At 44.6% G+C, this 14,251-nt stretch carries 16 protein-coding genes; 9 read left to right on the forward strand and 7 right to left on the reverse strand.

Annotated features, from left to right (window positions below):
* Positions 1-29: 29 nt before the first annotated feature.
* On the reverse strand, positions 30-479 hold the full coding sequence (locus OO778_RS04145; RefSeq protein ID WP_264910731.1) for a YaiI/YqxD family protein: 450 nt from the start codon (positions 477-479) through the stop codon (positions 30-32).
* Positions 476-769: a hypothetical protein gene (locus OO778_RS04150; protein ID WP_012841496.1), complete on the reverse strand. Its 294-nt coding sequence runs from the start codon at positions 767-769 to the stop codon at positions 476-478. Before OO778_RS04150 ends, OO778_RS04145 begins: the two co-directional genes overlap by 4 nt.
* A 935-nt stretch (positions 770-1,704) precedes the next feature.
* Between OO778_RS04150 and OO778_RS04155 the strand changes: the two genes are divergently transcribed.
* A complete protein-coding gene (locus OO778_RS04155; protein ID WP_080936742.1) occupies positions 1,705-2,190 on the forward strand; it encodes a GNAT family N-acetyltransferase in 486 nt (161 codons plus the stop codon).
* On the opposite strand, the gene OO778_RS04160 is transcribed toward OO778_RS04155, so the two are convergent.
* Together OO778_RS04160 and OO778_RS04165 are read right to left on the reverse strand one after the other, a co-directional pair.
* Positions 2,150-2,449 carry a DUF3301 domain-containing protein gene (locus OO778_RS04160; RefSeq protein WP_074191698.1) on the reverse strand — a complete coding sequence of 100 codons (300 nt, stop codon included), beginning with the start codon at positions 2,447-2,449 and terminating at the stop codon, positions 2,150-2,152. The genes OO778_RS04155 and OO778_RS04160 overlap by 41 nt on opposite strands.
* A 13-nt stretch (positions 2,450-2,462) precedes the next feature.
* On the reverse strand, positions 2,463-3,500 hold the full coding sequence (locus tag OO778_RS04165; protein WP_074191697.1) for a DUF3549 family protein: 1,038 nt from the start codon (positions 3,498-3,500) through the stop codon (positions 2,463-2,465).
* A gap of 76 nt (positions 3,501-3,576) precedes the next feature.
* Between OO778_RS04165 and OO778_RS04170 the strand changes: the two genes are divergently transcribed.
* Positions 3,577-3,891, forward strand: coding sequence for a YqcC family protein (locus tag OO778_RS04170; protein WP_074191817.1), 315 nt, complete (start codon positions 3,577-3,579; stop codon positions 3,889-3,891).
* Between the two features lie 4 nt (positions 3,892-3,895).
* Positions 3,896-4,666 (forward strand): tRNA pseudouridine(65) synthase TruC, encoded by a 771-nt coding sequence (truC, locus tag OO778_RS04175; protein ID WP_074191696.1) that lies wholly within the window; start codon positions 3,896-3,898, stop codon positions 4,664-4,666.
* 92 nt (positions 4,667-4,758) lie between these two features.
* Here truC and OO778_RS04180 read toward each other — a convergent pair whose 3' ends face one another.
* The 3 genes from OO778_RS04180 to map form a co-directional block, all read right to left on the reverse strand.
* The gene (locus OO778_RS04180; RefSeq protein ID WP_005380322.1) at positions 4,759-5,142 is read right to left on the reverse strand and encodes a DUF3461 family protein; all 384 of its coding nucleotides are present in this window, start codon (positions 5,140-5,142) and stop codon (positions 4,759-4,761) included.
* A 142-nt stretch (positions 5,143-5,284) separates the two neighbouring features.
* Positions 5,285-7,909, reverse strand: a complete 2,625-nt coding sequence (gene glnD, locus OO778_RS04185) for a bifunctional uridylyltransferase/uridylyl-removing protein GlnD (RefSeq protein WP_264910735.1) — start codon at positions 7,907-7,909, stop codon at positions 5,285-5,287.
* Between the two features lie 108 nt (positions 7,910-8,017).
* On the reverse strand, positions 8,018-8,896 hold the full coding sequence (gene map / locus OO778_RS04190) for a type I methionyl aminopeptidase (RefSeq protein WP_005380326.1): 879 nt from the start codon (positions 8,894-8,896) through the stop codon (positions 8,018-8,020).
* A gap of 384 nt (positions 8,897-9,280) precedes the next feature.
* On the opposite strand from map, the gene rpsB reads away from it, so the two are divergent.
* The 6 genes from rpsB (at position 9,281) to OO778_RS04220 (ending at position 14,224) form a co-directional block, all read left to right on the forward strand.
* Complete coding sequence (rpsB, locus tag OO778_RS04195; RefSeq protein ID WP_012841501.1) at positions 9,281-10,009, forward strand: 30S ribosomal protein S2; 729 nt, start codon at positions 9,281-9,283, stop codon at positions 10,007-10,009.
* Between the two features lie 132 nt (positions 10,010-10,141).
* On the forward strand, positions 10,142-10,987 hold the full coding sequence (gene tsf / locus OO778_RS04200; RefSeq protein WP_012841502.1) for a translation elongation factor Ts: 846 nt from the start codon (positions 10,142-10,144) through the stop codon (positions 10,985-10,987).
* Positions 10,988-11,134: 147 nt separating this feature from the next.
* The gene (gene pyrH / locus OO778_RS04205) at positions 11,135-11,860 is read left to right on the forward strand and encodes a UMP kinase (protein ID WP_005380329.1); all 726 of its coding nucleotides are present in this window, start codon (positions 11,135-11,137) and stop codon (positions 11,858-11,860) included.
* A 99-nt stretch (positions 11,861-11,959) separates the two neighbouring features.
* Entirely contained in the window at positions 11,960-12,517 is a 558-nt protein-coding gene (frr, locus tag OO778_RS04210) for a ribosome recycling factor (protein WP_005380330.1), read from the forward strand.
* A 96-nt stretch (positions 12,518-12,613) separates the two neighbouring features.
* Positions 12,614-13,369 carry an isoprenyl transferase gene (locus OO778_RS04215; protein ID WP_006741661.1) on the forward strand — a complete coding sequence of 252 codons (756 nt, stop codon included), beginning with the start codon at positions 12,614-12,616 and terminating at the stop codon, positions 13,367-13,369.
* 12 nt (positions 13,370-13,381) lie between these two features.
* Entirely contained in the window at positions 13,382-14,224 is an 843-nt protein-coding gene (locus OO778_RS04220) for a phosphatidate cytidylyltransferase (protein WP_046875500.1), read from the forward strand.
* The last annotated feature ends 27 nt before the right edge of the window (positions 14,225-14,251 follow it).

Consider the following 14,251-nt stretch of genomic DNA (forward strand, 5'->3'; position numbering starts at 1 on the left):
TTGCTGGCTCAATATGAATAGAGTGAGGATTACTTCCTAAATTTAGCCAAAATACGATCTAAATGGTTCGCAAATTCGCGGCGATCGGTTTGGGAAAGCGCAGCGGGACCACCAGTCTGAATTCCGCTTGAACGCATGGTTTCCATGAAGTCGCGGATATTTAGACGCGCTTTGATGGTGTCTTTTGTATAAAGCTCGCCACGTGAACTGAGGGCTTGAGCGCCTTTAGAGATGACCTCATCTGCAAGCGGAATGTCTGATGTGATCACCAAATCGTTGGCCTCCACACGCTTAACGATTTCGTTGTCAGCGATGTCAAATCCAGCTGGAACTTGCAGCGAGTGGATGTTGTCTCTTTTGGGCGCCGGGACAACGTGGTTGGCGACAAACGTACATTCAATCCCTGTGCGTTCGGCGGCACGCACAATGGTTTCGCGGATGACTTTCGGACATGCGTCTGCATCTACCCATAACTTCATGATGACTTCTCACTTAGCTTGGCTTCTAGCTCTTCAATGCGAGCGACTAGTTTTTTCACCGTGCTTTCTAGCGCTGCAAGACGATCATTATCGGTATGCGCTTGTGCTGCGACTTCAACCTTGGGAACACGCTGAGCACTTTTCCAACTTTTTATTGCGGTGATTAATGCAGGCATTGGGACGGGCGTTTTCAAGCGTGCTTTCACTAACGCTACGGTTGGCTCTTTTCCTTGTTGTTGCAGTTGTTCCATTACCGCTTCTAATTCTTTAGTAACGTCTTGAGTTAACATTTTTAATCCTTAACAACGATATATCTATCATCATACGTTGAGTCCCCTAATTTGGCGAATAGCAATTTGGAAAGTGTGGTGTGAGAGATCTCTTACATAGGTTGTGAGAGAAAACGATTTCGTGAGCGGAAAAATAGAAATTACAACCATCAACTTATTGATAAATAATGATTTAACAACCATTTAACCAATGTGGTGTGTAAATATTTATCTGGGATAGATTGTCAATTTTTAGGAAAGGCGTAAATTGAGAGTTGTCAGCAGGAAGCAGACATGGAACAGGAAAGCACCAAGGATTTGGTTATCGTCAGGAAGACGATTTGGTTGGTCAGGATGATTAATCAAGCATGGAGCGTAGGACATTGTAAGGACACTATCATCAATAGGATGTTGATGACTAAGGATAGACAATGGACCCCTCTAGGATAGAGGTCATGGACAGCGTCAGGAAGATGCAAGGGACACCGCTCAAGGAACAAGTGATGTGTGCTAACGGGGAATGTTAGCTATCAGGATGATAAGGACACCGCTAGGACGGCGACGTAAGGAATAAGCTGACGGAATCAGCCACTATTATGGATGATGCATGGAGCACTTTTAGTAGCCGGACTGCTGCGAGTAAGACCGTGACCCCGATACTTATGTGTCGGGGTCTTTCTTATATAAAAAAGATACCTAGTCGTTCTCGTTGAATTAAGCACCTAGAGGTGGCTTGGGTATATCAATATCACAAAATTTATAAATTCCTAATAACACTTAATAAAAAACAATCCAGATCAATATCCTTTCCAATCAGTTGGTTTAACTTTCGGCTTCTCTACAAGGTGTTATGCCCCGCAGCTATTGAGCATATTCAAGCTCATCGAGTTTGTTATCTGCGGATAAATAAAGTTTGTTGTAATCAAGGAACAGATGTGGCCATAGTAACCAGAAGAATGCTTCTTCTACCCTACAATGAGTCGTTGCAACTAGAGTTCGTCATGCTGAATTGCTGTGCGAAAAACCGTGCTGAAATGAACGGTCCGTATACTGTCGCGTCTGCCAAACAGATGTTTGAGAAAATACTGGATGATGAAAATATTTATAGTATGGCGGTGCTAGAAAGCACCAGTCGTGACTATATGGGGCACGTGTTCATTTCCCATCTCGATTCCGAGCCTGAGTTAGGGTTTATTTTTGATAAATCTTATTGGGGTAAAGGGTTAGCGACAGAAGCTCTAAAAGCGTTTTTCCCAAAGGCGTGCCGTGAGCTGGGGCTACACAAGGTGAAAGCTAATGTGAATAGCAACCATCAAGCTTCTATGGCGGTGCTGAAAAAACTGGGATTTGTTGAAACAAAAGAAAGTAAGGATCTATATGGTCCTTACTTTGAAATGGAATTTACAAGCGATGCGGTGGTAGGTGAAAGTTCTGCGGCCTGAAACCGACCATGGTTAACTCCCCTTGGTAGCAATCGTCACCAAGAGATGAAAACTCAAATTGATACACCGTATGCCAACGCCAGACTCCGTCTGGCGTTTTTAGTTTATGGGCACCAAAGGCGATGCTGATTAATTGGAGCTCCAATTGCTCACATTTACGCGTGATTGCCACTTTTGCGAGCTCGGCTTGACGACGTTGTTGCCAAAACAGATAACAGAAAAAGCATAGCCCTAAAATTGCTAAAAGATCACCAATCATCCCTGAACCTTTATTATCCCTTTGTTGCTTGTTGTAAGCTGACTAGCGCGTTTGCTAGTTCTTCAGATGGATTTGAATGTAGCAAGGGCAATAGCACCATTCTTAACTCTGGTAGCATCACTAAATCGGCAAATAACTGATTAAATAGGGCTTGATTACCAGTTTGAGCTAAGCGCAGCAAAAACAGTTCTGCTACCTTTTCATTGGCTAGTAAGTGCCAAGCTCGGCCAGCCACGCCAATCAGTACTTCCTGATGGCTTAAACGAGGGCTTTGTAATATCGCTTCTAACACTGGCGAGGCAATGGCTGTTGGTGCGCCAGCCAAAGCTCGGATAAGCGCTGAAAGTAGGAAGAGATCAGGCTCGCTACTTGCGATTTCTTGTTGTGCTTTGTCGGCGATACGCTCAGCTAAACGCTCTTGTAACTCTACATGCTCAAGCGCACCCAACAGAGCATAAAGTGGTTCATTCGGTAGGTGGTTCAATGCTTTGCGTATCATTATCCCGTTTTGCTCTTTGTCCAAACGAGCGGCCATGTCGGTGATCCCTTGCAGACCTACGGTTTGCCAATTATCCCAGCCTAAGCCACCTGAAAAGTAATGCTGAGTGTGCTCATAATATTGGCTGGTAGGAAGATCGAGATTCGCGCGGACCTGGCTATGGAACACGGCCATTTTGTCTTCGGAAGGTTTGAACGTATATGGGTTATTAGACAGCTTTTGCTGTTGCTCTTCAGTGATATCATCATTGAGGCGTGTTCCCATGGCTTCCACTACGTATTTAATGAAATTGCCGATATCCGCTTGCTTTAACAAACCGCGCTCGTCCAATTCAAACTTTAGAAACCAAATCCAAGGTTGCTTTTGTTCATTCCAATAAGCGATGGCAAGGTGTGCTTTACGCTGCATTGGGAATGGGTACGGTGCTTGACCTTTTTCTACATCGGCAAACTCTTTCTTAGCGATGGTTTTGATACGACGACCAAGATCGAAGATTTGATAATCACAGTGGCTGTTGTTCAACAGTTGAGTGAGGGTTTGAATGTTTTCCATTAAATACTACGTCCTAACGTTCTTTTCACAAGAAATGGTATCATTCTCGGCTAATTCAAGGTTCGAGATAGAATTAATGGTAACAAATACTCAATTGGTCGACTTACTTCACCAACTTGAAGCGCAGCTCAAAGAACATAAGTTGTGGCAACACACTAGGCCTTCAGAGCAAGCCTTACAAAGCGTGGAGCCATTTGCGATTGATACACTGCATCCTCATGAGTGGTTGCAGTGGATCTTTATAGACAGAATGCACGTGCTAGTGGAAAACAACCAACCATTGCCAAGAGGGTTTTCTCTCGAGCCCTATTTTTCAGAAGCGTGGAAGCAGGAACCGCAGTTAGCAGAGCTGCTTGTTACAATCCGAACCATTGACGAACTGTGTAAGTAAACGAATGCTAGAACAAAAAATAGCGCGATCTTCAGAACCAGTTGAGCTGGAGATCGTTTATCAGGATGAATATTTTGTAGCGGTCAACAAGCCTGCTGGCATGTTAGTGCATCGCAGTTGGTTAGATAAACACGAAACTCAGTTTGTCATGCAAACTTTGCGCGACCAAATTGGTCAGCATGTGTTCCCATTGCATCGTCTGGATCGTCCAACATCTGGTGTGCTCGTGTTTGCGTTGTCGAGTGAAGTCGCATCACAAGTCATGCCGATGTTTGCTGAACATAAAATGGAAAAGACATACCACGCGATAGTACGCGGTTGGATTGAGGAAGAGGGCGTCTTGGATTACGCACTCAAAGTCGAGTTAGACAAGATTGCTGATAAGTTCGCTTCACAAGAAAAAGAAGCGCAAGAAGCGGTGACGGAATATAAACCGTTGGCTAAAGTGGAAGTTCCCTATTCTACGGGTAAATTTCCTACAACGCGTTATTGCTTAGTTGAGATGAAACCTAAAACGGGGCGTAAGCACCAACTTCGTCGTCATATGGCGCATCTACGTCATCCTATTGTGGGTGATACGACTCACGGAGATGGCAAGCACAACAAGCTATATCGCACAGAGTTTGATGCTCATCGTTTGCTACTGCACGCTTCAGAGTTACGGTTTGTCCATCCATTTACCGATCAAGAGATTGTCATGAAGGCCAATATTGATGAGACTTGGCAGCAATTGTTTACTCGATTTGAGTGGGATGAATCAATGATCAACCGATAATGGGATTAGTTAGATCTAGATAATGATTGGGTACAAATAAAAAGGGTTAGCATCAATGCTAACCCTTTTTTTAGTATTTAAGACTTAACGTTTTACTTGAGTTTTTCGAGATCTGCTTCGATCTCTGCGATCTTGCTCGAAACGACTTTTTCTAAATGACGAAGGTCTGAAAGAATTTTCTCTTTTACATCAACCTCAGGTTGTTTCGTTGGCTTAGTGATTTTATTCAGTTCATCAATGACCAATGTGAGGTTACGGTTGATTTCCGTTACTTCTTTATATTTGTGACTGCCACTGTCCACAAGAACATTTTTGATTTGGCGCGGGTATTTGAATTTAACGCTTTTGGCGAACAGCTCGCCTTTTTGCTTGTGGAAATAGATCTTGAGTACGTCTTTGTGTGCTTCTTGGCGTAGGGAATAACGTTCAATCTGCTTAGGGTCGTGAATACCCAAACCAGTGAGGTGGGGATACATAGGCTACCTCTATTACATCGAATTGATATTGATATAACTGTAGCAGCCTATGTATGAGCTAGATAGCTGATATTTAGCCAAAATGCTTAACTTGTGGGCAAGATCGCTCTCGCCCTGAACCGAAAAGATTGGCAGGTTTGATCTAAGCAGCGACCTCATCAGATAACTTTTCGATCAATCTCTCTCTTAGCTCATCCTGTTGTTCTTCACTTAATCTTCCCCCTGCATCACTGGTTAAAATAAACAAGTCTTCTGCTCGCTCACCAATGGTGGTGATTTTTGCACCATGAAGGTTGATATTTAAATCAGCAAACGTACGACCTACTTTGGCCAACAGCCCCGGTGTGTCTAGCGCGACAAACTCCATTAAAGTGTGTTTTTTACCTTTGGTTGGTAAGAAGTCGACTTTGGTTTTCACATTAAAGTGCTGAAGTTTGTTCGGAGTACGGCGCGTTTTAATCTTGGTTGGTCGGCCCGCCTCCAGTACATGGGTGAGGTGCTTAATCACCGCGGCGTGACGAGACTCATCGATCGCTTCGCCATGTTGATCGAGTACCATAAAGGTATCAATCACGTGCCCATCTTTGCTGGTCATTATTTGTGCGTCGTGTACATTAAAATTACGCCTATCTAACTCCGCCACGACCGTCGCAAATAAAGCAGGCTGGTCTTTCGTATATACAAACACCTCAGTGCCGCCACGAGTGGCTTTTTTACTGATCAAGACCAAAGGCTTAGTCGGATCTTCCATGCGAAGTAAGTGTTCGCAGTGCCACGCGATTTGCGTATGGGTATGACGAAGGAAATAGTCAGCTTTGAAGCGTTGCCACAATACTTCAATTTCGCGCGCGGCAAACCCCTCTTTGCGCAGCATTGCAGAGGCCATTTGTTGGTTGTGGCGAATTCGCTCACGCACATCGACAGGATTCTCTAACCCTCTACGTAAAGCACGTTGTGTGGAGTAATACAGCTCTGCCAGTAAGGTTCGTTTCCAAGCATTCCAAAGTTCTGGGTTGGTTGCACAAATATCTGCAACTGTCAGGCACACAAGATAATCGAGAGATTCTTCGTCTCTGACTTTTTTGGCAAATTCGGTAATCACATCGGGATCATAAATGTCTCGGCGCTGTGCGGTGACGGACATTAATAGATGATGCCTTACCAACCAAGCGACAAGTTTGGCCTCGGGCTTTGATAAGCCATGCTCAATACAGAAGTCGTAAGCCTCACCTTCGCCTATAACAGAGTGATCGCCGCCACGTCCTTTACCGATATCGTGGAAAATAGCGGCAATAATCAGCAGTTCTTTCTTTTGCATCCGAGGGTAGACGTCACAGCAAATAGGGTGCTTCGCATGATTTTCTGGGTCACTAAAGGTGTTGATGTGTTTCAGTAAGCGAATACTGTGTTCATCAACGGTGTAGGCGTGGAATAAGTCAAACTGCATTTGACCAACAATTTGACTCCATTGTGGTAAATAGGCCGCCATAACCCCTAATCGGTGCATTAGGCTGAATGCTTTATGCAGAGCATTAGGGTGACGACATAACGCCATGAACTTTTCACGCGCAGCAGGAATGGTGTGCAAAAATTTGTTGAGTCGACGGCGCGCGGTGCGCAGCTGACGTAGTGTTGGTGGGCTCACCCCTTCAATGGTTGAGTCGTTCGCGATATGTAAGAACATATCCAGAATAGTTTCTGGGCGAGCTTGAAACAATGCGGGTTTCCGCGCTTCAATCAAAGAGCCACGACGTTGGAAGTCGGCATCGAGAATCTCGGCACTTTCTGTCGCACCACCATTAATGATCGCTTGATCAAAAAGTTTGAGTAACATTTTATTGAGCTCTGCCACACGACGAAGTGTGCGATAGAACTCTTTCATCATCATTTCTACGCCTCGGTTGCCTTCACCGACGTAGCCTAGATTTTCCGCAACTTGTGCTTGATGGGCAAAGGTCAAGCGGTTGTCATAGCGGCGAAGCTCCATGTGCAGAGCAAAACGCACTCGCCAAAGGAAGTCCTGACATTCAACCAATTCTCGGTATTCTGCGTCAGTTAAAAATCCGTATCGGCTCATTTCCAGCAATGACGTGGCACCAAAGTGACGTCGGGCGACCCAGATTAATGTATGAATATCGCGCAGCCCGCCAGGGGTCGACTTAATGTCTGGTTCTAAGTTGTAGGTTGTATCATGGTAACGGGCATGGCGTTCTCTCTGCTCTTGAATTTTAGCGCGATAAAACGTTTCACTTGGCCAAAAGGAGTCTGATAATACGACTTTCTTCAGTGCCTGAAAGGTATCCTCGCTGCCACACAGTAGACGCGCTTCTTGAAGGTTTGTCGCGACGGTCAGATCGGCTTTACCAATTTCCGCACATTCGTTAACGGTGCGAACAGCGTGTCCGACCTCGAGTTTTAAATCCCACAACAGCGTAATGAATTCGCTGATTTTTGCTTCTAGCGCGGTCGGCAGCTTATTGTTCGACAGAATCAAAATATCGATATCGGAGAGCGGATGCAGCTCGCCACGCCCATAGCCACCCACGGCAACTAGGGAAATGTTGTAAATATCTTTGAAGCCAAAATGTTGCCACAAACGATTCAGAAGCAGATCCATGTATTCTGCCCTGGCTAAAACCAAGCTTGTTACCGGATGATGATTGAGAAACTCTTGGTTTTGATCGGAGCTAAATTTCTCTAACTCTTGTTTGAGCTCTCCGATATTGATTTGTTCATCGGAAAAGGTAAGAGGGGACTGAAGTGTCATATTTGCCATCCGTGCAAGCTAATCTAGTTACAATCTAACAAATTTGTGGCAGATAAAAAATATCCCCGCCGAAGCAGGGATATAGTAAACAACGAGTGGTCGTCAGCTTTACGCGTTTTTCATTAGGCGAGGAATCGTATCGTCGCTACGAAGCGTCAGTACTTCACAACCTTCTTTTGTTACAACAATGGTATGTTCCCATTGAGCAGAGTTCTTGCCGTCGCCTGTGTAAACGGTCCAATCGTCTTGAGCGTCAACAGAGCAACCAAATTTACCTGCGTTAATCATTGGCTCAATAGTAAAGCACATGCCTTCTTTTAGTACGCGGCGGTCTTTGTTCTTGTAATGAACCACTTGTGGTTCTTCATGGAACTCATCGCCGATACCGTGGCCACAGAAGTCTTTCACAATAGAAAACTTGTTGCGAGGGTTGTTTTTGTTGTTCTCTTTGATGTACTTCTCGATAGCTGTACCGATGTCACCAACTGTTGAACCTGGCTTAACGGTACGCATACCAACATACAGTGCTTCTTGAGCAACCATGCATAGACGTTTGTTTGCAGGTGAAACATCACCGACTAGGAACATCTTAGAAGTGTCACCATGGTAACCTTGAGGACGCACGCTCAGATCCGCATTTTCGTCATTTGGAACGATTACGGTAATATCAACGTTTAAGATGTCGCCATCTTTTAGTACCGCTGGCTTCATTTGACCGTTGCTACCGATTTCGTCTTTTTCTGCTGGAATACCGTGGCATACGATATGGTTGATTGAAGTACAAATCGACTTAGGGAAACCATGGTAATCAAGCGGAGCAGAGTATGCGCCTTTTTCTAGAGCGTACTCATGACAGATTTTGTTCAACTCTTCTGTCGTCACACCAACTTTGATGTGTGGTTCGATCATTTCTAGAATCTCTGCGGCCAGCTTGCCCGCAATGCGCATGCGTTCTATTTCTTCAGCAGTTTTAATCTTGATTGACATTGGCTTTCTCTACTTATTCCTAAGCACGTAAACGTGCGAATGGCCGCATTCTATCAGACATCGGGGCGTTAACCCAAGTTAGATAGGAATATGCATCATTCTTAATTCGATCGTATGTTTAAAGTTTTGCTTATAAATAGGAGAAAGTGGCACGGTGAAGAAATAATTTTTACTAGCCACAGTGAGCTAAAATATGGTATAAAGCGCGCCGGAATAGAGGACTGTTCTCTTCGTTTAGCAAAGCTAAGCGGCGAAGCAAGCTTCATCCGAATAACCTTTTATCTTTAAATCACACACATTCCGTCACATATTCCGGGGTGCTGAGCAGAAGCTTGGTCGGAGTTATGGGGAATGTGGAGGCCTAACCCCATAGAGGAATTTAAAATGGCAACTGTATCAATGCGCGATATGCTAAAAGCTGGTGTTCACTTCGGTCACCAGACTCGTTACTGGAACCCAAAAATGAAGCCATTCATCTTTGGCGCTCGTAACAAAGTTCATATCATCAACCTAGAAAAAACTGTACCAATGTTCAACGACGCTCTAGCTGAACTAGCTAAAGTTGGCGAGAAGAAAGGTAAAGTTCTATTCGTAGGTACTAAGCGCGCTGCATCTGAAGCTGTTAAAGAAGCTGCAATCGCAAGCAACCAGTTTTACGTAAACAACCGCTGGTTAGGCGGTATGCTTACAAACTACAAAACAGTTCGTCAGTCTATCAAGCGTCTAAAAGATCTAGAGACTCAATCTCAAGACGGTACTTTTGACAAACTAACTAAGAAAGAAGCTCTAATGCGTACTCGCGAAATGGAGAAGCTAGAGAAATCTCTTGGTGGTATCAAAGATATGGGCGGCCTACCAGACGCTCTATTCGTAATCGACGCTGATCACGAACACATTGCAATTAAAGAAGCTAACAACCTAGGTATTCCAGTATACGCTGTGGTAGATACTAACTCTAACCCAGACGGCGTTGACTACGTAATCCCAGGTAACGACGACGCGATCCGCGCTGTACAGCTATACCTGAACGCTGCTGCTTCAGCAGTATCTGAAGGTCGTAACAAAGACGTAGCTGCAGTTGCTGAAAAAGACGGTTTCGTAGAAGCTGAATAATAGCGGCTCTGTGTCACACTTGGTCTATGTGAAACCTTTGTGTAGCATAAACTAAGTTATAGTTAGCAATGGGGGCCGACAATGTTAGGCCCCTGTTTTTTACCTTATTTCGAATCAAACGAGGAATACAGAATGGCAACTGTAACTGCTGCTCTAGTTAAAGAACTTCGCGAGCGTACTGGCGCTGGCATGATGGAATGTAAGAAAGCGCTTGTAGAAGCAAACGCTGACATCGAACTAGCAATTGAAAACATGCGTAAATCTGGCGCAGCGAAAGCAGCTAAGAAAGCTGGTAACGTTGCAGCTGAAGGCGCAATCATCATCAAAGAAGAAAACGGCGTTGCTGTTCTTCTTGAAGTTAACTGCCAAACTGACTTCGTTGCTAAAGACGGTAACTTCACTGCATTCGCAGAAGAAGTTGCAGCTGCAGCTCTAGCTTCAAAAGCGACTGTTGAAGAGCTACAAGCACAATTCGAAGACGCACGTGTAGCTCTTGTAGCTAAAATCGGTGAAAACATCACTATCCGTCGCGTAGAATACGTTCAAGGCACTGCAATTGCTTCTTACCGTCACGGTGAGAAAATCGGTGTTGTTGTTGCTGGTGAAGGCGACGCAGAAACTCTTAAGCACGTTGCAATGCACGTTGCTGCTTCTAAGCCTGAGTTCGTTAACCCAGAAGACGTACCAGCTGACGTAGTAGAAAAAGAGAAAGCGGTTCAAGTTGAAATCGCAATGAACGAAGGCAAGCCTGCTGAAATCGCTGAGAAGATGGTTGTTGGCCGCATGAAGAAATTCACTGGCGAGATCTCTCTAACAGGTCAAGCTTTCATCATGGAACCTAAGAAAACTGTAGGTGAAATGCTGAAAGAAAAAGGCGCTTCAGTTTCTACATTCGTTCGCCTAGAAGTAGGTGAAGGTATCGAGAAGAAAGAAGAAATGAGCTTCGCTGAAGAAGTTGCTGCAGCTCAAAAAGGTTAATCCTTAGAGACTGTATAAAGATTAGACCGTAGCCTTGGCTGCGGTCTTTTTATGAGCAGTGAACGATTAGCCGTGATGAATAGCCATAACTGAATTTGTGTCTATTCATGACTGTTAATCAACAACTCTCTTTGGAAGGTAAACTCCATGACTACGAACCCTAAACCAGCGTATCAACGTATTCTATTAAAACTGAGTGGTGAAGCTCTTCAAGGTGAAGACGGTTTTGGTATTGATCCTGCGGTCCTTGATCGCATGGCACAAGAAGTTAAAGAACTGGTTGAACTGGGTGTTCAGGTTGGTGTAGTTATCGGTGGCGGTAACTTGTTCCGTGGTGCAGGCCTTGCTGAAGCTGGTATGAACCGCGTAGTTGGTGACCACATGGGTATGCTTGCTACAGTAATGAATGGCCTAGCGATGCGCGATGCTCTTCACCGTGCATACGTGAATGCGCGCGTTATGTCTGCCATTCCTCTAAAAGGCGTATGTGACGACTATAATTGGGCTGATGCGATCCGTGAGCTTCGCCAAGGCCGTGTTGTCATCTTCTCTGCTGGTACGGGTAACCCGTTCTTTACAACGGATTCTGCTGCTTGCCTACGTGGTATTGAAATCGAAGCGGATGTTGTACTAAAAGCGACGAAAGTTGATGGTGTATTTACTGCTGACCCTGTAGCAAACCCAGACGCAGAGCTGTATGATAAGCTATCTTACGCAGAAGTTCTGGATAAAGAGCTGAAAGTGATGGACTTGGCGGCGTTTACGCTAGCTCGTGACCACAAAATGCCAATCCGCGTATTTAACATGAACAAGCCAGGCGCACTACGTCGCGTGGTTATGGGCGAAGCAGAAGGCACGCTAATCAACGAATAAGCTTGTCCCAAGGTGCCACCCAAAGCGTTAGGGTGGCGTTTGCTTTGCTTAACCGTTTTAGGCTTTCTTCAGGAAAGATGACATTTTTAAGGTGAAACTGTGATTAACGAAATCAAAAAAGACGCGCAAGAGCGCATGGATAAAAGCGTTGAAGCGCTTAAGAACAACCTTTCTAAAATTCGTACAGGTCGTGCACACCCAAGCCTACTATCTGGTATTTCTGTAGAATACTACGGTGCAGCAACACCTCTAAACCAAGTAGCAAACGTTATTGCTGAAGATGCGCGTACACTTGCAATCACGGTTTTCGATAAAGAGCTGACCCCGAAAGTAGAAAAAGCGATCATGACGTCTGATCTTGGTCTAAACCCTATGTCTGCTGGTACTATCATCCGTGTTCCACTTCCACCACTAACGGAAGAACGTCGTAAAGACCTAGTTAAGATCGTTCGTGGTGAAGCTGAAGGTGGTCGTGTTGCTGTTCGTAACATCCGTCGTGACGCAAACAACGATCTTAAAGCGCTTCTAAAAGATAAAGAAATCTCTGAAGATGAAGATCGTAAAGCACAAGACGAAATTCAAAAACTAACTGACGTTGCAGTTAAGAAGATCGATGAAGTTCTTGCTGCAAAAGAAAAAGAGTTGATGGAAGTTTAATACTCCCACACACATCACTGTTGGAAAACGCTGTGCTCACAGCTCAGCGTTTTTTTATGTTAGTCTATCCAACTGATGGAACTCAATTAACTCCCTATGCAAAATTCTCAAGCCTTCTCTGATTCCCTTCCTAAGCATATTGCCATCATTATGGACGGTAATGGCCGTTGGGCTAAGTCCAAAGGAAAACCTCGCGTATTTGGTCACAAAAAAGGCGTTAATGCCGTTCGTAAGACCGTGGCTGCTGCTTCAAAGCTTGGCATTAAAGCCATGACGCTATTTGCTTTTAGTAGTGAAAACTGGCGTCGTCCGGAGGAAGAAGTGGGTCTTTTGATGGAACTGTTTATCACGGTCCTGTCTAGTGAAGTAAAAAAACTACACAAAAATAATTTACGGTTGCGCGTGATCGGTGATACCAGTCGATTTAGTGAGCGTCTACAAAAGAAGATTGTAGAAGCTGAAAATCTAACGGCAGGTAACACGGGGATGGTGATCAACATTGCAGCCAATTATGGCGGTAAGTGGGACATCACAGAAGCGGCCAAAACGTTAGCGTTAAAAGCACGTAACGGTGAGATTCGTGTAGAGGATATCAATGAGCAGCTAATCACTGAGCATTTGACCATGGCAGACTTACCTGAAGTGGATCTTTTGATTCGTACCAGTGGAGAGTGTCGCATCAGCAACTTTATGTTGTGGCAAATGGCTTATGCAGAAATGTACTTTACACCCGAGTATTGGCCGGAATTCGACGAAGACAGCTTAGTTGAAGCTGTAACTTGGTTTATCAATCGAGAACGTCGTTTTGGCTGTACAGGTGAACAAATAAAGGCATTGATGGCAGCTCAATAAGGACTAGTTAGTTTGAAACAGAGAATAATAACAGCACTAATTTTAGCTCCCCTGGTTATTTTAGGCATTTTTAAATTACCCCTAATGGGCTTTATTGCCGCTTTAACTGCAATTACCCTATTAGGTTTTTGGGAGTGGACTCAATTTACAGGAAGCAACTCTCGCTTTGCTGCCCTCGTTCCGGCAGTCATTGTTACCGGACTTAGTTTTCTATATATTTCGCCTGACGCACATAGCCTCAACCATTTAGCAACGCCTCATTATGTTGTGCTGGGCCTTGGTTTTGTTTGGTGGATTATTGCTAGCTTAATGGCGATTACTTATCCCAAAACGACGAAATCTTGGCAAAATAATTTTGTTTTACGCCATGTGTTTGGTTTTCTGACATTAATTCCATTCCTTTGGAGTGTAGTTATTCTTAGAGCTCATGACATTACGGTAGATCCATACCACGGAGCAAAGCTCGTGTTATACGTTTGTTTCTTGGTATGGGCTGCAGATAGCGGTGCTTACTTTGCAGGCAAAAGCTTAGGCAAACGCAAGATGGCGCCACATGTCAGTCCGAATAAAACCATTGAAGGGCTTATTGGCGGCATTATCACGGCATTGATCGTGGCGTGGGCATTTGCTGATTGGTTCGATATTCAGTTCACCAGTCCTGTACATATGGTGTTGATTACGTTGGTTACTGTTGTTATATCAGTGCTCGGCGATCTGGTGGAAAGTATGTTCAAGCGTGTCTCAGGCATTAAAGACAGCAGCAACATTATCCCAGGACATGGCGGTGTGCTCGATCGTATTGACAGCCTAACCGCAGCATTCCCAGTTTTTGCTCTTCTTTACTACGTATTCTAATTTATCAGGAGCGGCATTGTCGCTCCT

The organism is Vibrio sp. STUT-A16, from assembly GCF_026000495.1.
GTDB classification, from domain to species: domain Bacteria; phylum Pseudomonadota; class Gammaproteobacteria; order Enterobacterales; family Vibrionaceae; genus Vibrio; species Vibrio diabolicus.